We start from the raw sequence: 17,915 nt of genomic DNA on the forward strand, positions 1-17,915 counted from the left end.
CATCGCCCGACGTACTGCGGGGAAAGCCCGTGGGAGGCAGGGCCGCCGCGCTCGCCCAGCGCGCCCGCGCATGCGCCCCGGCGCACCGAAGGCCCCGCCATGCGCGGGGCCTTTCTCGTTTTCCGGCCATGCGTTCCGACCCTCTTTCCCGGCCCGCGTTTCCGGAATGCGGATACGCTCCATGCCGCTTCGCGTCATTGCCGACGCGACCGTGCGGAGGGCGAGGTCGCTTCGCCGCGCCATTCCTTCGGGCGTCTTTTGACGCATCTTTCGATCCGATGTCCCGTCGAAGCGGGCGAGTCCGAATCCTTCATCCTTCGTTTTCGGCGCATGGACGTGCGCATCTTCTCCAGACATACGGCTGTATTCCTTGTAGTTTTCCGTACGCTTCCTTCAAGAGCTGGTAAACTGTCACACTGCATGTAAACGCGTGCACGCGGCCATGCTGCGCGAACGTACTACCGACAGGAGATCCGCTTTGGCTTTGCATACTCCTTCATATGAACCCAATGGCAAGGAAGTCGCCGTCATCACCACCTCCAAGGGTGTCATCCGTGTCCAGCTGGCCGGTAACGATGCTCCTATTCATGTGGGTAATTTCGTCGAGCTTGCCCGGAAGGGCTTCTACGACGGCTTGAAGTTCCATCGCTATGTGGCGAATTTCGTGATCCAAGGCGGCGACCCCAATACGCGCGGGCTCTCCTCGGAAGAGGTCGTCCGCAAGGCGTCCAGCCCCTTCGGCGGACTGGGCACGGGCGGTCCGGGATATTCCATCAAAGAGGAATACACCACCAATCCGAACAATTCCCACGAGGACGGCGCGCTCGCGATGGCGCGTTCGGCCCAGCCTGATTCCGCCGGTTCGCAGTTCTATCTCTGCCTCGGCGCCCAGCATTTCCTCGACCCCAACTACACCGTGTTCGGCCAGACGATCGAAGGCAAAGACGTCATCGGCCAACTGCGCGTGGGCGACGTCATCGAATCCGTCGTCATCGAGAATGCCGATTGATCCTCGGTTCGGGTTTCGAGGATTCCTATCCGAGCGAAGAAAGACGAGCACATGGAAAACCGTTACATCGACAACGCCAAGGCCGCTTATGCGGCCCGCGACTATCAGGCGGCGATCGACTCGTACGTCGAGTGCCTCAATGACGACGCGGTCGAAAAGGCTCCGGGAGACCTCGGTTTCCTCTATCACCAGATCGGAAATGCATTTCTGAGCTTGCATGACTTCAATTCGGCCGTCGATGCGTATCAGCAGTCGGTGGCCGACGGCTCGTACGATGCATGCGGTGCCGTCAACTGCAACCTCGGCAAGGCCTATGCCGCCCTGCGCAAGTACGACGATGCCGTCGCCGCATTCGAGATCGCGACGTCCGACGCCAAGTACTCCTCTCGCTACAAGGCGCATCTCGGCATGGGCAACGCCCTGCTCAAGATGGGCAAGAACGCAGAGGCGGGCGCTTCGTTCCGCGAAGCGGCCTTGGACCCGTCCAATCCCGATCCCACCAAGGCGCTTCTGAACCTCGGCGTCTGCTTCATGGCTCTCGATCGTCCTGCCGATGCGGTGCAGTCATATGAAAGCGCCCTGCAGTTCGATATGGATCCCGACACGCGCAACAAGATGTATGCGAACCTCGGCCAGGCCTATGTCGCATGCAATCAGATGCAGAAGGCCATGAACGCCTTCGAGGCCGCGCTCGCCGACCATACGTACTTCCTAAGCGATTCGGCCAGCGTCGATTACAGCCGCGCCGCCACTGCGGTCGCCACGGGCACGGCCGCCATGGCGCCCATCGTCGCCAATGACGATGAAACCTTCGAACCTGACATGTCGGGCCTCGATGTCACCGCCGCGTCGGTGCCGCAGGCTCCCGCGCATGATGCGTACGAGCCCGATCCGGTGCATTATCCCGCCGATGCATATGGCTACGACGTCAACGACGACTACGCTTCCGGCGACGACCGCTTCTTCAACGCGAGCGACGAGGAGTTGGAGAAATACTCCAAGAGCATCGCTCGCCAGGATCGCAAGCGCCGCAACGTCGGCCTGAAGATAGCGGTCTTCCTGTTCGCGCTTCTCGTCGTCGTCGCGGGCCTGGGGGTCTTCGCCTACGCCAAGGGCTATGGTTTCCCGACCGCGGAATCTGTCGTGTCCGGCCTGTTCGCCGATACGTCCAACCCCGACAAGTATTTTGCGAAGGGCGTGAGCTCCGATTCCGTCGAAAAGGATATGGCGAGCGTCGTGCAGGATGACTCCATTACCGTCAACGGCGTCGAACGCTCCATGTCTTCGTCCACGGTCTACGTGACCGCATCCGCCGAAGGCGGAGAAGACGTGCAGTACAAGGTCACCCTCGTGCGCGATTTCGTGAGCTGGAAGATTTCCGACGTGGAGCTCTATTTCCCGTCCATGGCCGATTCGTCGTCCACGACGGCTGATTCCGCCGCGGCATCGTCGAATTCCGCTCCGACCGGCACGGGCGCTGTGGAGCAGGGTGCCAACGGCGCCGGCGCGGCGCAGCCTGCCGGCACTGACGGCGCGCAGGCGGGCGGCGCGTCCGTCGCGGGTGCCGATGCGACCCAGGAGCAGGGGGCTCCCGCGGGCGGCAATGCGGACGCTGCCGAACAGCAGCCGACGAGCAACGCCGCAACTGCCAATTAACCGTCGACCTTCATGAACTTCAGGCGTAACGTCTGACGAACGGAACCAAGAAAGGGAACAGAAGAATGGCAATCGAAAAGACCTACTCCATGCTCAAGCCCGATGCCGTGCGCAATCGCCACGTGGGCGATATCATCGCCCGCATCGAGCGTGCCGGCCTCGCCATCGAGCGCATGGAGCTTGCGAACGTCACGCCCGCGCAGGCTGCGGCCAATTACGCCGAGCACGAGGACAAGCCGTTCTACGACGGTCTCATCAGCTATATCACGAGCGGTCCGGTCGTGAAGATGATCGTTTCCGGCGAAGGCGCCGTGAAGAAGATGCGCACCCTCATGGGCGCGACCAATCCCGCCGATGCCGCTCCCGGCACCATTCGCGGCGACTTCGGTCTGATCATGGATGAAAACGTCATCCATGGCTCCGACTCCGTCGAGTCCGCCGAACGCGAGATGAAGATCTTCTTCTCCGAATAGCGTCTCGTGTGTCGTTCGAGTCGTTTGGGTCGTTTATGAATCACAGACGCATCCTTGCGACCTCGCGCTTCGGTGTGGTATAAACGAATCCGCTGAAATGCGAATACAACTTTTTCGATGAGAGAAAGTGGGCTTTGTCCCGCTTTCTTTTTGTATGAGGGCCTGATCGCCCATTCGTACGAACGAGACCGGATAGGAGGAACCGAATGCTGACGACCAAGGAAGCGAGCCTTCTTGCAGCGCTCGAGCCGCGCGCGATCGAAGAGGGCATCGAAATCGTCACCATCGAAGTGGTGGGTTCGCGCAAGGCGCCGACCATCCGCGTCTATATCGATACCGAACAGGGCATCGTGTTCGACGACATCGCGGCGGCGCAGGCTTGGATCAATGAAATCCTCGACGAGATCGATCCGTTCCCCGGCGCCTACACGCTCGAGGTCAGTTCGCCCGGCATCGACAGGCCCCTGCGCACGCGCGGGCATTTCGAAGCCGCGGTCGGCGAGCAGGTGTATGCGACCTGTTCCGAACCCGTCGATGGACGCAGCCGCTTCAGCGGCACGCTGCTCGGAGTTGCCGAAGACGGCGGGGCTATCAGGTTGTCCGTCGACGGCGACGAAGTCGTGCTTCCGTTCTCGATCATCAAGCGCGCCCACATCAAGGGCGTCGTCGAATTCAAATAGCGCCCGCAGGGCACGCTTTACGAAAAGGGAGGAATCATCCATGGCATCAGAACTTATGGACGCGCTCCAGGCGCTTGCCCATGAACGCAAGATCGACGAGTTCTACCTCATCGAGCGTCTTGAGGCATCGTTGGCCAAGAGCTATCAGAACATTCTCGACCTCGAATGGGAGGCGCGCGTCACGATCGATCGATCCACGGGTCGGATTTACGTCTACGAGCTCGTTCCCGTCGGCGAGCCCGATCCGGAAACCGGCGAATACGCCGATTTCGAGGAAAAGGACGTGACTCCCGCCAACGTGAGCCGCACTGCCGCCCAGAATGCGAAGAGCGTTATCGCCGCTATCGTTCGCGAGGCCGGTCGCCAGAGCATCTACGAAGAGTTCCGCGATCGCGTCGACGACATCGTCGGCGGCACCGTTCTGCAGACCACGCCTGATTTCACCATCATCAAGATCCGCGAGGGCGTCGAGGCCGAGCTGCCGCATTACGATCTCAAGCGGTTCCCTGACGAGCAGAATGAAGTTCCTGCAGGCGAGCGCTATCGTCATAACCAGCGCATCAAGACCGTCATCATCGAGGTGCGCGATCCTCGCTCCATGGAGCCCCGTGCGCGCGGCGAGCAGACGCGTCCCTCCATCGTCGTGTCCCGCACCCATCCGAGCCTGATCCGCCGCCTCTTCGAAATCGAGGTGCCTGAAATCTACGACGGCGTCGTGGAGATCAAATCCATCGCCCGCGAGGCCGGCGCCCGTTCCAAAGTCGCCGTGGCTTCCCGCGAATCCAATCTCGATCCGGTCGGCGCCTGCGTCGGCCCCAAGGGCAGCCGCGTGCGCATGGTCGTCGAAGAGCTTCGCAACGAACGCGTCGACGTCATCCAGTGGAGCGACGATCCGGCCAAGTACGTCGCCAATGCGCTCAGCCCCGCCCGCGTGACCCGCGTCACGATCGACGAGGACAAGCAGTATGCGACCGTCGTCGTCCCCGACGACCAGCTTTCCCTCGCCATCGGCAAGGAAGGCCAGAACGCCCGTCTCGCCGCCCGCTTGACCGGTTGGCATATCGACATCAAATCCTCGAGCTATGCCGGGCAGATGGTTCCCGAGACCAATATCCTCATCGACGAGGAGCCTGAGGACGAGGAGACCGAGTTCTGCTCCTACGTCTCCGAGGCTGGCGTTCCGTGCAGGAACCACGCCCGTCCGGGCAGCAGGTATTGCGGCATTCACGCCGAGTTCGAATAGCGCAGGAGAGGGGTACTGAATGCCAAATAAGAGAGTCCATGAGCTGGCCAAGGAATTCGGAATGGACAGCAAAGAGCTCCTTGCGCGCATCCAAGAGATGAAGATTCCCGCAAAGAGCCATGCAAGCATGCTTGCGGAGCCGTACGTCGACAAGATCCGCAAGGCCCTGGCGCCTGAAATCGGAGCGAAGGCCGCCGGCCTCGACAAGGAGGCCGCCGAAGCGATCGAAGCCGAGCAGGAGGCCGAGAATCGTCGCAAGGAAGCCGAAGAGGCCGAGCGCCGCAAGGCGGTCGAGCACGAGCGCGCCCTGCGCGATGCCGAACGTGCCCGCCGCGGCTCGAACGCGTCCGCGCCTTCGACGGTGACGTCGCATGCCGCCCAGGCCAAGAAGGTCGTCGCCTCCGAGACGTCGGGCCTTTCGAGCCTTGCGCGCCAGATCGAGGAGAACCGCGCCGCCAAGGAGCGCGAGCGGGAAGAGGCCGAGAAGCGCCGCGCCCAGCGCGCCGCCGACGCCCGTGCGGCCAAAATCGCCGCCGAGGTCGCCAAGAAGCGCGCCGTCGAAGAGCGCCTGCGCAGCGGTTCGCGCAAATCGGTCGCATCCTCCGCGCCGGCCGCCAAGGCCGCGGCGCCTGCCAAGAAGGCACCGGTCATGCGCAAGGGCTCGTCGTTCGATTCCCTGCTTTCCCAGATCGAATCCGAGAAGGCGCGCATCGACGCCGAGGCTCAGACCAAGAAGGCATCCCCTGCGCGCGGACGCGGACAGGCTGCTGCCGATGCGTCCCGTGGACGTCGCGGCAAACAGGGCGGACGTCGCTCAGAACATCATTTCGAGCCGGAGGTTCCCGAGCTTGTGTCCGGGGCATCCAAGGACGATCGCTACGCGCAGATGGCCGTGCAGGTCGAGCAGCTCCAACGTGACAAGGTGCTTGCCGAAGCCCGCGCCGCCGTCGCCGCCGCGACGAGCAACGAAGGAGAGGGCCGCCGCCGTCGCCGCAAGGAGAAGCGCGAGGCCGAGCAGCGCGAACGCATCGCCCAGGAAGCCATCGAGAAGGGCATCGATCCCGATCTCATGCTTGACGACAGCGTCGTCGAGATCGCCCAGGGCGCCACGGTCGGCGATTTCTCCGATGCTCTCGGCGTTCCCTCGAGCGACGTCATCAAACGCCTGTTCCTGCTTGGCCAGGTGCTGACGGTCACCCAGAGCATGTCCGACGAGCTTATCGAGCTTATCGCCGACGACATGGGCCGCAAGGTTCGCGTCGTCTCCCCTGAAGAGGAATACTCGGTGGTCTTCAACGACAAGGAAGAAGACCTCAAGTCCCGTCCGCCCGTGGTCACGGTCATGGGCCATGTCGACCACGGCAAGACATCGCTGCTCGACGCCATCCGTTCTTCGGGTGTCGCGCTTTCCGAGGCCGGCGGCATCACCCAGCATATCGGCGCATCCGTCGTCGAGGTCAACGGCCGTCAGGTCACTTTCATCGACACCCCGGGCCACGAGGCGTTCACCGCCATGCGTGCGCGCGGCGCTCAGGTCACCGACGTCGTCGTTCTGGTCGTTGCGGCCGACGACGGCGTGATGCCGCAGACCATCGAGGCGATCCATCATGCCGAGGCGGCGGGCGTGCCTATCGTCGTCGCCGTGAACAAGATCGACAAGCCCGGCGCGAATCCCGACCGCGTTCGCCAGGAACTGGTCGAATACAACGTCATTCCTGAAGAATGGGGCGGCAAGAACATGTTCGTGAACGTGTCCGCCAAGAAGAAGGAGGGCATCGACGATCTGCTCGAGACCATCCTGCTTCAGTCCGACGTGCTCGAGCTCAAAGCCAATCCCGATGCGACCGCGTCCGGCTTCGTCATCGAATCCAAGCTCGACAAGGGCCGCGGTCCCGTGGCGACCGTGCTCGTGCAGCGCGGCACGCTCAACCCGGGCGATGTCGTCGTGGCCGGCCAGAGCTACGGCCGCGTCCGCGCCCTCGTCGATCCTCGCGGCAATCGCGCCAAGAAGGCCCTGCCGGCCGATCCGGTCGAGGTCCTCGGCCTGTCGAGCGTCCCTGCCGCAGGCGATGAGTTCCGCGTGTTCGAGGACGAGCGCGATGCCCGCAAGCTCGCCGAGGAACGCGCCCTGCGTGCGCGGCTCAAGGAGCAGGAGGCGCGCAGCCACGTCAGCCTCGACGATCTCTTCAATCGTATCGAAGAAGGCCAAAGCGAGCTCAACCTCGTCGTCAAGGCCGACGTCCAGGGTTCCATCGAAGCCCTGCGCGATGCGTTCGCCAAGATGGATCAGTCCGAGGTCAAGATCAGCATCATCCATTCCGCCGTGGGCGGCGTGACCGAGACCGATGTGACGCTCGCCGCCGCATCCGACGCGATCATCATCGGCTTCAACGTGCGCCCGACCGCGGGTGCGCGCGCAGCAGCCGAGCGCGAGAAGGTCGACGTTCGTCTGTATCGCGTCATCTATCAGGCTATCGAGGACATCAACGCCGCGCGCGTCGGCATGCTGTCGCCCGACATCGTCGAGAAAGACACCGGCTCGGCCGAGGTGCGCGACGTGTTCCGCGTCCCGAAGGTCGGCAACATCGCCGGCTGCTACATCACCGAAGGCGAGCTCTCCCGTGACGACCGCGTCCGCATCGTGCGCGACTCCACGGTCATCTTCGAAGGCAACATCTCGTCGCTTCGTCGTTTCAAAGACGATGTCAAGACCGTCAAGCAGGGCTACGAATGCGGCATCGGCGTCGATGGCTACCAGGACATCAAAGTCGGAGACGTCATCGAGGGCTATCGCGTCGAAGAGGTCGAGCGCACCGCGTAAGGTCGCCTGAAGCCATGCGCGTCGATATCTCGTCCGCCGTTCCTTGCGTCTGCAGGGGACGGCGGGCCCGTTGATAAGGATGCATGAATGAAGCAGTCGAACGCCAACAGGAAAACGAACGAGCAGGCGCGCGAGATCCTTGCGAATATCCTGCTCTTCGAAGTATCCGACCCACGCCTTCGCCTCGTGACGATCACGGGGTGCGAGGTCAGCTACGATCGCAGCTACTGCAATGTCTTCTACACGTCGGATCCCGGCACCTACGAAGAGGCGGCCGCGGGGTTCTCCGCCGCCCGTGGACGCATCCGTTCGCTTATGGGGGCGCGTCTTACCTGGCGCGTGACTCCGGAGCTGCGCTTCCTGCTCGACCCGAGCGTTGACGAGGCCGAACGCATCGCCCGAGCGCTCGCGCACGAAGCAAGCCGCATACCCGTCCCTTCCGAAACCGAATGCGAAACCGCCGACGCGGACGATGCCGCGCATGCGGATCGGGCCGCCTGCGCGGATGCAGCCGGGAAGCCCTCTGGCTCGAAGGGCATTTCCTGCGAGGAGGGGTCTCGATGAGCGTCACACCCCAGACGAACACCACGATCGAGGAAATCGCCGAGCGTCTCCGTACGCTCGATTCCTTTGCCCTCTGCGGCCATGTAAGCCCGGATGGCGATTGCATCGGCAGCGCCCTAGGGCTTTCCCATGCGTTGCGCATGTTGGGCAAAAAGACGACCTGCCTGCTCGCGGCCGATGCTCCCATCGAGCCCGGCCTGCGGTTCCTTCCGGGCGCCGACGAGCTTATCTATGCGGGCGATTACGACGAGACGCCGGATGCCTTCATCGCGCTTGACGTTCCGACGATCGAGCGCATCAAAGATGCGGCTGCCGCGCACGATCGTGCAGGAGTGCGCGTCACGATCGACCATCATGCGGTCGACACGACGATGGCCGAGCTTTCGTACACCGATCCCGACGCGCCGGCCTGCGGCATGCTCGTATGGGATCTCATACGGGCGTTCGGCATCGAGCCGCCTCGGGAATCCGCGATCTGCTGCTATACGGCCCTCATGACGGACACGGGCCGTTTCCAATACCAGAACACGTCGGCCGAGGCGTTTCGCTACGCCATGGAGATGGTTCGGTGCGGCGCGAACCCGGCCGATGCCTCCCAGAACGTCTATCAGTCGCGCAGCGAGGCCTCGTTCGCGCTCGAGGCCGTCATGCTGTCGCGCCTTTTCAAGGATCCCGCAGGCCGTTGGGCGATATCCTTCGTCACGCGTGGCGACATGGAACGCACGGGCGCCGTCAAGTCGGATACCGAGACCCTTATCGACACGGTTCGTTCGATGGCGGGCATCCAGGTCGCCTGCATTCTGCGGGAGCAGGAGGGCGAGGTGCGCGGAAGCCTGCGCGCCAAGGGCGACGACGTGGACGTGTCCGTCCTCGCGCGCCGCATCGGCGGCGGCGGTCACAAGGCCGCGGCGGGCTTCACCTACAAGGGAACGCTCGACGGGGCCCTGAAGGATGTGCCGCGCCTGATCGATCGTCTGTTCGATGAAGGCGGGCTGGACTGACGCATGAAAAGGGGGCAAAGCGGGCTTTCGCTCGTCATCGGCATCGATAAGCCGCAGGGCATGTCGTCGCACGATGCGGTCAATCGTATCCGTCGCATGTTCGGCGAGCGCCGCGTAGGCCATATGGGCACGCTCGACCCCCTTGCGACAGGCGTGCTCGCCGTGTGCGTCGGCCCTGCGTCGCGCCTTGACGCGTACCTCACGAATCACGACAAAACGTACGAGGCGCGCATCGCGTTCGGCGCCCAGACCGATACGGACGATGCGGCGGGCGAGGTCATCCGCCAGGCCGCCGTCGCGCCCGAGCTCTCGGATGCGACGTTCGCGCAGGAATACCTCGCGTCCATCGTCGGTCCGCGCATGCAGATGCCGCCTGCCTATTCCGCCATCAAGAAAGACGGGGTGAAGGCATACGAGGCCGCGCGCCGAGGAAAAGCCGTCGAGCTCGAGGCTCGTCCTGTCGAGGTGCGTGCAGCCGATCTGCTGGCCATCGATACGGACGATGCGGGACGCGTCTTCTGGGATGTGCGCCTCGAAGTGTCGAAGGGCACGTATATCCGCTCGATCGCGCGCGATGCAGGACTCGAGCTCGGCAGCGCCGCCCACCTGTCCGCCTTGCGCCGCGTACGTGCGGGACGCCTGGGCATCGAAGCCTGCGTATCGCTCGAAGAAGCCGGGCGTTCAGGGATCGCGGCGGCATGCGATCCGGTCGATCTTCTGGGTTTTCCTGCGTTGGAGGTGGACGTGCGGATGGCCGAATCCATCAGATGCGGGCGTCCTCTTCCGCTCGCCGCGCTCGATCCCGATGCCGTGCATGCGCATGAGCTCGGCATGCGCTGCATCGTCTTTCGCGACGAGCTCGTCGCGCTCTATGAAACCGATCCGTTTCGTGGCCAGGCCCATCCTCGCTGCGTCTTTTCGCAAGGAGTTTTTCGTGGCACCCATCGTTAATGCATCCGAAGCAGTCGAGCGCGGCCTGCTCTCCGGCGCATCCTGCGCCTTCGGCGTCTTCGACGGCGTGCATCTGGGACATAGGTTCCTTATCGACCAGGCTATCGAGACGGCGAGAAAATCGGGCGGCGCGGCCGTCGCGCTTACGTTCGACGTCGATCCCGACGAGCTCTTCCATGCCGATCGCTTGAAGAAGCTCATGGGAAACGAACGCCGTCTGCGCGCGCTTGCCGAAACGGGCGCCGACTACGTGGTCGTGCTCACGTTCACCGAGGACTTCGCCGCGCAGGCTCCCGCCGAATTCCTGGAAGCGACGTTCGGCGGCTGCGTGCCGTATGCGCTGCATGTCGGCGCCGACTTCCGCTTCGGGGCGCGCGCGGCAGGCACGGTGGCCGATCTCGAAGCATGGGCTTCGGCCGGGGGCACGCGTATCTGCGCGCATGAGCTCAAGGGGGCTGACGGCCGTCCGATCAGGGCGACGCGCATCCGCCTTCTGCTCGCCGAGGGCCGCTGCGAAGATGCCGCCGCGCTCCTGGGCCATCCCTACGTCTTCGACGGCGAAGTGCGCAAGGGGCGCGGAGAAGGGGCCGACATGGGGTTCCGCACGGCGAACCTCGAGCTTCCCGCCATGCTTCAGACGCTCGGCGAAGGCGTGTACGCCGCCTGGGCCACGGTCGACGGCGCACGCTATCGCGCCGCGATGAGCGTCGGCGCTGCGCCGACCTTCGAGGCGGCGACAGCGACCTGCGAGGTCAACATCCTCGATTTCTTAGGCGATATCTACGGCGATTCGATCGAGGTCGAACCGGTTCGCTTCCTGCGTCCGATGATCAGGTTCTCGTCGGTCGACGAGCTTATCGCCACGGTCAAGGGGAACATCGCATGGGTGCGCGAGAATCTCGTGCGCGATTCGTTCGATGACGCAGATGAGCGCAAATCCTGAATATCGCAGGTAACGGTTAATCCACGCCTTCAGATGGTATACTCACAACTTGTGCATACAAGCTATGCAGGTACATCCGTCTGACAAGGAGGAATCCCGTGACTACAGCAGTCGCATGGATGGCCCCGATCTGCGCGCTCATCGGCATGGGCGTAGCGGGCTATCTGGCTCGTTGGGTCCTGAGCCAAGACCCGGGCCCTGATTCGATGAACAGCATCTCTCTGAAGATCCAGCAAGGGGCGAAGGCGTTTCTTCTGAGCGAGTACAAGCTGCTCATCATCTTCATGGCCGTCGTGGCCGTCGTCATGTGCCTCGCTCTGTCTCCGTGGACGGCTGCGGCATTCGTGACCGGCGGCGCGCTTTCCGCTGCGGCCGGCTATGTCGGCATGCATGTCGCCACGCGCGCCAACACGCGTACCGCGCATGCTGCCGAGGAATCCGTTGCCAAGGCCCTCAACATCAGCTTCAAGTCCGGCCTGACGATGGGCCTGTGCGTCGCGTCCTTCGCGCTGTTCGGCCTATCCCTCTGGCTCATCCTTCTCGTCTTCGGCAACATCGACATGATCGATGTCATGCATGAGCATGTGGGCATGGTCGAAGGCTTCGCCACCGGCGCTTCCGCCGTGGCTCTCTTCGCCCGTGTCGGCGGCGGAATCTACACCAAGGCCGCCGATGTAGGCGCCGACCTGGTCGGCAAGGTCGAAGCAGGCATCCCCGAGGACGATCCCCGCAATCCCGCCACCATCGCCGACAACGTGGGCGACAACGTGGGCGACGTCGCCGGCATGGGCGCCGACCTGTTCGAGTCCTACACGGGCTCGATCATCGCGCCGACGATCCTCGCGGTCACCTTCGCATCGCTCGGATATTTCTCCGGCATCGACATGATCTGGGCCGTCGTGGTACCCGTCATGATCGCGTCCTGCGGTATCCTGACGTCTGTCCTGGGCCTGTTCGCGGTACGCACCAAGGAAGGCTCCGCTCTCGGCGCCGCCCTGAACCGCGGCACCTATCTCGCAGCCGTGCTCGAGGTCATCGCCATCCTCGCGATTTTCGTGCTGTGGAACGGCCAGTCCGTCGAAGGTCAGCCCATCTGGCTCTTCGGCTCCGTGATCTGCGGTCTGGTCGCCGGCCTTGCCATCGGCAAGACCACCGAGTACTTCACGTCCGACGAATACGCCCCGGTCAAGAAGATCGCCGAATCCTGCGAGACGGGCGCGGCCACCAATATCATCCAGGGCATCTCAACGGGCATGCTTTCCACGATCATCCCGATCGCCCTTGTCGCCTTCGCCATCATCGGCGCGTATATCTGCGGCAATATGGCCTTCCCGGGCGTTGACGTCTCGACGGGCGGCATCGCGGTCGGCCTGTTCGGCGTCGCCCTCGCGGCCACCGGCATGCTTTCCAACACCGCTATCACCATCGGCGTCGACGCGTACGGCCCCGTCGCCGACAACGCGGGCGGCATCGCCGAGATGGCCGGCCTGCCCGAGGAAGTGCGCGACCGCACCGACTCCCTCGATGCCGTCGGCAACACCACCGCCGCCATCGCCAAGGGCTTCGCCATCGCGTCCGCGGGCCTGTCTGCCATCTCGCTGTTCGTTTCCTACCAGGCGACCATGCATCATGCCTTCGTGGACTTCAGCCTGACGCTCACAGATCCGATGATCATTGCCGGCATCTTCGTCGGCGCCATGGTCCCGTTCATGTTCGCGGCCCTCACGATGGGCGCCGTGTCCGACGCGGCCCATGCCATGGTCGAAGAGGTTCGCCGCCAGTTCCGCGAGATCAAGGGCATCATGGAGTACGAGGCCGAGCCCGAGTACGACAAGTGCGTGGCCATTTCCACCCAGTCCGCCCTGCATAAGATGATGCTTCCGGGCGTCCTTGCGGTCATCATCCCGATCGTCATCGGATGCATCGACCCGGCCATGCTCGGCGGTTTCCTCGCCGGCGCGGTTTCCACCGGCATGCTGCTCGCCATCTTCATGAGCAATGCCGGCGGCGCATGGGACAATGCGAAGAAGTACATCGAGAAGGGCGCCCATGGCGGCAAGGGTTCCGCTGCTCACAAGGCGGCCGTCGTCGGCGACACCGTCGGCGATCCTTTCAAGGACACGTCCGGCCCGTCGATGAACATCCTCATCAACCTGATGACCATCATCTCGCTGACGTTCTCGCCTCTGTTCATCGCCATCCAGACCATCATCTAGCCCGCCATCTTTCGGGGCGCCCATCCGCGCATCGTGGGGAGGCGCCCCGAGGATACGCGGCGCGTTTTCGCCGTATGGTAAAGTAGGCCTCGAATTTCGAGGTCTGCTTTTGTTTTTCGCATATCCGGCGCATCACGAGGAGGGTTCATGCGCTTCAACTATCTCAACTGGGTCATCGCCACCGCATTGATCCTAACGGTCTTTTCCGTCGCGATCATCGCGATCGGCTATCAGCCGCTTTCCCCGTTGCGGGCGCTTACGGTCGTGGCGCTTCTGGCGGTTGCCGGCGCCGCCTGGGTCGTAAAGCGCAGGAAGTCGGGCGAGCGCTAGTGCCGAGCATTCCCGAGGGAGACATCCGTCGCGTGCGCGAAGCGAGCGATCTGGTCGCCATCGTGGGCGATCGGGTCCAGCTGCGCCAGCGCGGACGTGATTTCTGGGGTTGCTGTCCGTTCCATAACGAGAAAACGCCCTCGTTCAAGGTCGACCCCACGACGCAGCTCTGGCATTGTTTCGGCTGCGGCGAGGGCGGCGACGTCATCTCGTTCGTCATGAAGATCGATGATCTGGGGTTCGCCGATGCGGTGCGCTTTCTGGCGCAGCGCGCGGGCATCCAGATCGCGGAAGATCCCAAGGCTGCGGCGTTTCGCGGAAAGAAAGCGCGCCTCAAGGAAGCGTGCGAGGCTGCGGCGGAGTTCTATCACCTTCAGCTCATGCGTTCGCGCGAGGACGGCGCCGCATCCGCGCGCGCCTATCTTGCATCGCGCGACATGGGGGGTTCCGTGCCGAATCGTTGGAACCTCGGATACGCTCCGGGACGCCAGTCTCTCGTGCGGCACCTGTCCGCCAAGGGCTTCGCATCCAAAGAGCTTATCGACGCTAACCTCGCGCTTGTGTCCAAGAAGGACGGACGTCTGCGCGACCGCTTCTACGAGCGCGTGATGTTTCCTATCCGCGATGCCGACGGAGACACCATCGCCTTCGGGGGGCGCGTCATAGGCAAGGGCGAGCCCAAGTATCTCAACACGCAGGAAACCCCGCTGTTCCATAAGTCCCGGGTGCTCTTCGGCCTGGACGTCGCCAAGGCGGCCATGGCATCGACCGGCATCGCCGTGATCGTCGAAGGCTACACCGATGTCATCATGCTGCATGAGTCCGGTGTGAAAAACGCGGTCGCCACGCTCGGCACGGCGCTCACGGTTCAGCACGTGCGGCAGCTTTCCCGCCATGCCAAGCAGCGCATCGTCTATCTTTTCGACGGCGACGAGGCGGGTCAGCGCGCCGCCGACCGCGCCGCACGGTTCATCGACGAGAGCATGCTTCCCGAAGCCGGGCGCAAGCAGGTCGGACTGTTCGCCTGCACGCTTCCCGACAACCTCGATCCGGCCGATTTCGTCTCGCAGCGCGGCGCAGACGAACTGCGGTCGCTCATAGATCGCGCGACGCCTCTGCTGCGCTATGCGATCGACCGCAAGCTCGCGCGCCGCGATCTGTCCGACTTTACGGAGAAAAGCAGTGCGCTGCCCGAGGTCATCGAATTGCTGGCACCCATCAAACATTCGTTGCTCGCACAGGAATACGCTACCTATCTGGCAGATCGCCTGCAGGTCGATCCATCGGTCGTGACGGCGAAGCTCGCGGCGGCGAAGGTTTCCGCACCGGCAGGGGAGGAGCCGACGCCAATGCCCGTTCCTTCGGGAACAGGGGAGGGGGATGCGGCTGCTCCCGTTGCCGATCGAACGCTCGCCCCCCGCGATCGCGAGCGGTTGCGCATCGAGCGAGAATTCCTGTCGCTGTGCGCACGGCATCCTCAGATCGGCATCGCCTATGCGGCACCGCTCGCATCGACGTCCTGGGCGAGTCGGCGGCATGCGGCCGTATCGGAAGCGCTCTTGAGCGTCCTTGCTGAGCATCCAGGCGCCCTGCCTGCTGAAATCATCGATGCGGTCGATGCGGCCTGCCCGGGTTCGCGATCGCTTCTGACGGCGGCGTCGCTCTACGATGACATGGAGCCTGCCGACCTGGCATGCTTTCTCACCGAGGAGCTTTCCCTGCGTGACCTCGAACGCACCATTCTGACGCTTACGAGCCAGCTTAAAAACGATGCGGATTTGTCCGAGGACGACTACGGGCTGCTCTACGCGAGCGTTGCGTCCATGCAGAAGGAGCTTGCCGAGCTGAGACGCCGGCACGTTCCCTTGAGAGGCGAATAGGCTTTTTCGCCGCGCGATTCTATGCTATATTAGCAAGCTGTATCTTTAGGTTCAAAGAACCTGTCTATGCGGCGAAAGGATTGCGTCTGTGGCTGCAGCAAAAGCTAAGAAAACCGAAGAGATGGATATCGAAGAAGGGGCTCTGAACGAAGAATCCCTCGGAGACGACCTTGCTGCGGAAGACGGCAAGGATGTCGACGCCAACCTCTCCGACGAGGAGCTTCTCGAGGGTATTCCCGAAAACGAGCTGAAAGCCGCATCCACGTCCGAAATCAACCTTCCCAAGCTTTCCTCTTCCCGTGCGTCCAAAGTGCGCCGCCGTTCGTCCGACGGCAGTTCCGCCGTCATGCTCACGGGCGATCCCGTCCGCATGTATCTGAAGGAAATCGGCAAGGTTCCGCTGCTGACGGCGGCCGAGGAAATCGACCTTGCCATGAAGATCGAAGCGGGCGTGGCCGCCACGGCCGAGCTTGAACGTGCCGAAGACGAAGGTATCGAGCTCAACCGCCGCGACAAGCGTCGCCTGACGCGCGTCGAGGCCGTCGGCCTTGATGCCAAGCAGCAGCTTATCGAGGCCAACCTGCGTCTCGTCGTATCCATCGCCAAGCGCTATGTCGGCCGCGGCATGCTGTTCCTGGACCTTATCCAGGAGGGCAACCTCGGTTTGATCCGCGCGGTCGAGAAGTTCGATTACACGAAGGGCTTCAAGTTCTCCACGTACGCCACCTGGTGGATTCGCCAGGCCATCACGCGTGCCATTGCTGACCAGGCCCGCACGATTCGCATTCCGGTGCATATGGTCGAGACCATCAACAAGCTCGTGCGCATTCAGCGCCAGCTCCTGCAGGATCTCAACCGCGATCCTACTCCCGAGGAAATCGGCGAGAAGATGGGGCTTTCGGCCGAGCGCGTGCGCGAGATTCAGAAGATCAGCCAGGAGCCGGTGTCTCTGGAAACGCCTATCGGCGAAGAAGAGGACAGCCAGCTGGGCGATTTCATAGAAGACGATTCCGCGGTCGTGCCTCCCGATGCAGCCAGCTTCTCCATGCTTCAGGAGCAGCTCTCCAAGGTGCTCGACGGCCTTGCCGAACGCGAGCGCAAGGTCATCAGCCTGCGTTTCGGGCTTGAGGACGGCCATCCGCACACGCTTGAAGAGGTCGGACGTGAATTCGGCGTCACGCGCGAGCGCATTCGTCAGATCGAGAGCAAAACGCTCGCGAAGCTGCGGCATCCGAGCCGTTCCTCCAAGCTGAAGGATTATCTGGAGGACTGAGCATCGAAGTCCGCGCCTTGCGGTACAATGCTGAATCGCCGTGAAGGCGGCTGCATTCGGGCCTATAGCTCAATGGTGGAGCAGAGGACTCATAATCCTTTGGTTGCAGGTTCGAGCCCTGCTGGGCCCACCACGAATCGAACAGGGGAGATGCCATGTTGCAGGCATCTCCCCTTTGTCGTTCCGACGTTCGTTTGGATGCGCTTCGGGGTGCGCGTTCGAACGCGAGCGGATGATTTGGGTTTTATACGGGATCCGGGTTCGGTCGAGCGGTTGGACATGCGCTTTTTCGAAAGCGGTTCGATCCTAAGACCGGCCAAGCGATGGAGCATACGATGATCTGAATGAGGGTTTGGAACCTAAGCCTGGTTGAACGATTGGACATGCGATAGTCCCCGGATGCTAGGCCTAGTTGAGCTATCGAACATGCGATAGTCCGGATGCGGTTCGGATTCTAGATTCGTCGGACGCTCGGGTGCCCGCATCGAGTATCTATATCGGGCGCCTGTATCGAGTGCTTGTCAAAAATTCGACGCTTGGGGATGCGGACAAAAAGTTGGACCGCGAAGGTCCGGGAAGGGGTCCGCATGTACGACAGGAAGGTCGTCGAGCTGGCGCTGTGGGCGCTCGAGGAGGGCATGACGCAGGCCGAGGCCGCCGCGATCGCCGGCGTCGGTCGCGTGAGCGTGGGAAACTGGGCGGCCGGAAGGCTTCCGCACGACCGCGGCGTCCCGCTCAGGCTCCAGGGCCGGCGTGGTAGGATCCTGCCGACGGGGGAAGCGAAGCCTGCGCCGAAGGAGGATGCCGCGATGGGGCCGAGCGAGCGCGAGAAGGGGACCTACGAGCCGCCGAGGAGCGGGCCGCTGGCGGGCCTT

15 protein-coding genes, 1 tRNA gene and 1 other annotated feature (1 of these 17 cut by a window edge) are annotated in these 17,915 nt (G+C 63.1%); all 16 genes read left to right on the forward strand.

All coding sequences use genetic code 11. The features are described from left to right. Window positions 1-148: a sequence feature (mutual gap in cmsearch alignment for this rRNA model is longer than 100), on the forward strand (it extends 2,641 nt beyond the left edge of the window). Window positions 149-478: 330 nt separating this feature from the next. Continuing rightward, window positions 479-1,009: a peptidylprolyl isomerase gene (locus HMPREF0762_RS00010; protein ID WP_040618701.1), complete on the forward strand. Its 531-nt coding sequence runs from the start codon at window positions 479-481 to the stop codon at window positions 1,007-1,009. A gap of 51 nt (window positions 1,010-1,060) precedes the next feature. Next, window positions 1,061-2,665 (forward strand): tetratricopeptide repeat protein, encoded by a 1,605-nt coding sequence (locus HMPREF0762_RS00015; protein WP_006361253.1) that lies wholly within the window; start codon window positions 1,061-1,063, stop codon window positions 2,663-2,665. A 65-nt stretch (window positions 2,666-2,730) separates the two neighbouring features. Then, complete coding sequence (gene ndk, locus HMPREF0762_RS00020; protein WP_006361254.1) at window positions 2,731-3,138, forward strand: nucleoside-diphosphate kinase; 408 nt, start codon at window positions 2,731-2,733, stop codon at window positions 3,136-3,138. A gap of 206 nt (window positions 3,139-3,344) precedes the next feature. Then, window positions 3,345-3,818, forward strand: coding sequence for a ribosome maturation factor RimP (locus HMPREF0762_RS00025; RefSeq protein WP_006361255.1), 474 nt, complete (start codon window positions 3,345-3,347; stop codon window positions 3,816-3,818). 40 nt (window positions 3,819-3,858) lie between these two features. Continuing rightward, entirely contained in the window at window positions 3,859-5,061 is a 1,203-nt protein-coding gene (nusA, locus tag HMPREF0762_RS00030) for a transcription termination factor NusA (RefSeq protein ID WP_039993467.1), read from the forward strand. Window positions 5,062-5,080: 19 nt separating this feature from the next. Further along, entirely contained in the window at window positions 5,081-7,882 is a 2,802-nt protein-coding gene (gene infB, locus HMPREF0762_RS00035; protein ID WP_006361257.1) for a translation initiation factor IF-2, read from the forward strand. Window positions 7,883-7,969: 87 nt separating this feature from the next. Further along, entirely contained in the window at window positions 7,970-8,446 is a 477-nt protein-coding gene (gene rbfA / locus HMPREF0762_RS00040) for a 30S ribosome-binding factor RbfA (protein ID WP_006361258.1), read from the forward strand. Next, window positions 8,443-9,447, forward strand: a complete 1,005-nt coding sequence (locus HMPREF0762_RS00045) for a DHH family phosphoesterase (protein WP_006361259.1) — start codon at window positions 8,443-8,445, stop codon at window positions 9,445-9,447. The genes rbfA and HMPREF0762_RS00045 overlap by 4 nt, the downstream gene beginning before the upstream one ends. Before the next feature lie 3 nt (window positions 9,448-9,450). Beyond that, window positions 9,451-10,398, forward strand: a complete 948-nt coding sequence (gene truB, locus HMPREF0762_RS00050) for a tRNA pseudouridine(55) synthase TruB (protein ID WP_006361260.1) — start codon at window positions 9,451-9,453, stop codon at window positions 10,396-10,398. Next, window positions 10,382-11,341: a riboflavin biosynthesis protein RibF gene (ribF, locus tag HMPREF0762_RS00055; protein WP_006361261.1), complete on the forward strand. Its 960-nt coding sequence runs from the start codon at window positions 10,382-10,384 to the stop codon at window positions 11,339-11,341. The genes truB and ribF overlap by 17 nt, the downstream gene beginning before the upstream one ends. 119 nt (window positions 11,342-11,460) lie before the next feature. Beyond that, on the forward strand, window positions 11,461-13,557 hold the full coding sequence (locus tag HMPREF0762_RS00060) for a sodium-translocating pyrophosphatase (RefSeq protein WP_006361262.1): 2,097 nt from the start codon (window positions 11,461-11,463) through the stop codon (window positions 13,555-13,557). Window positions 13,558-13,704: 147 nt separating this feature from the next. Beyond that, a complete protein-coding gene (locus HMPREF0762_RS00065; protein ID WP_006361264.1) occupies window positions 13,705-13,887 on the forward strand; it encodes a hypothetical protein in 183 nt (60 codons plus the stop codon). Continuing rightward, entirely contained in the window at window positions 13,887-15,767 is a 1,881-nt protein-coding gene (gene dnaG / locus HMPREF0762_RS00070) for a DNA primase (protein ID WP_006361265.1), read from the forward strand. Before HMPREF0762_RS00065 ends, dnaG begins: the two co-directional genes overlap by 1 nt. 121 nt (window positions 15,768-15,888) lie before the next feature. Continuing rightward, window positions 15,889-17,040, forward strand: coding sequence for an RNA polymerase sigma factor RpoD (gene rpoD / locus HMPREF0762_RS00075; RefSeq protein WP_006361266.1), 1,152 nt, complete (start codon window positions 15,889-15,891; stop codon window positions 17,038-17,040). 58 nt (window positions 17,041-17,098) lie between these two features. Continuing rightward, window positions 17,099-17,173, forward strand: a tRNA-Ile gene (locus tag HMPREF0762_RS00080). Window positions 17,174-17,627: 454 nt separating this feature from the next. Next, on the forward strand, window positions 17,628-17,915 hold a 288-nt coding region (locus tag HMPREF0762_RS09290), incomplete at its 3' end, for a hypothetical protein (RefSeq protein WP_040618707.1).

Source organism: Slackia exigua ATCC 700122 (assembly GCF_000162875.1).
In the GTDB taxonomy this organism is placed as follows: Bacteria; Actinomycetota; Coriobacteriia; order Coriobacteriales; family Eggerthellaceae; genus Slackia; species Slackia exigua.

What these genes read in the sequence shown, in the direction of transcription:
- HMPREF0762_RS00045 (WP_006361259.1), top strand. Translation starts at nt 8,443, where the DNA reads ATGAGCGTCACACCCCAGACGAACACCACGATCGAGGAAATCGCCGAG.
- truB (WP_006361260.1), top strand. Translation starts at nt 9,451, where the DNA reads ATGAAAAGGGGGCAAAGCGGGCTTTCGCTCGTCATCGGCATCGATAAG.
- nusA (WP_039993467.1), top strand. Translation starts at nt 3,859, where the DNA reads ATGGCATCAGAACTTATGGACGCGCTCCAGGCGCTTGCCCATGAACGC.
- HMPREF0762_RS00065 (WP_006361264.1), top strand. Translation starts at nt 13,705, where the DNA reads ATGCGCTTCAACTATCTCAACTGGGTCATCGCCACCGCATTGATCCTA.
- rpoD (WP_006361266.1), top strand. Translation starts at nt 15,889, where the DNA reads ATGGATATCGAAGAAGGGGCTCTGAACGAAGAATCCCTCGGAGACGAC.
- HMPREF0762_RS00025 (WP_006361255.1), top strand. Translation starts at nt 3,345, where the DNA reads ATGCTGACGACCAAGGAAGCGAGCCTTCTTGCAGCGCTCGAGCCGCGC.
- infB (WP_006361257.1), top strand. Translation starts at nt 5,081, where the DNA reads ATGCCAAATAAGAGAGTCCATGAGCTGGCCAAGGAATTCGGAATGGAC.
- HMPREF0762_RS00060 (WP_006361262.1), top strand. Translation starts at nt 11,461, where the DNA reads ATGGCCCCGATCTGCGCGCTCATCGGCATGGGCGTAGCGGGCTATCTG.
- ndk (WP_006361254.1), top strand. Translation starts at nt 2,731, where the DNA reads ATGGCAATCGAAAAGACCTACTCCATGCTCAAGCCCGATGCCGTGCGC.
- HMPREF0762_RS00015 (WP_006361253.1), top strand. Translation starts at nt 1,061, where the DNA reads ATGGAAAACCGTTACATCGACAACGCCAAGGCCGCTTATGCGGCCCGC.
- rbfA (WP_006361258.1), top strand. Translation starts at nt 7,970, where the DNA reads ATGAAGCAGTCGAACGCCAACAGGAAAACGAACGAGCAGGCGCGCGAG.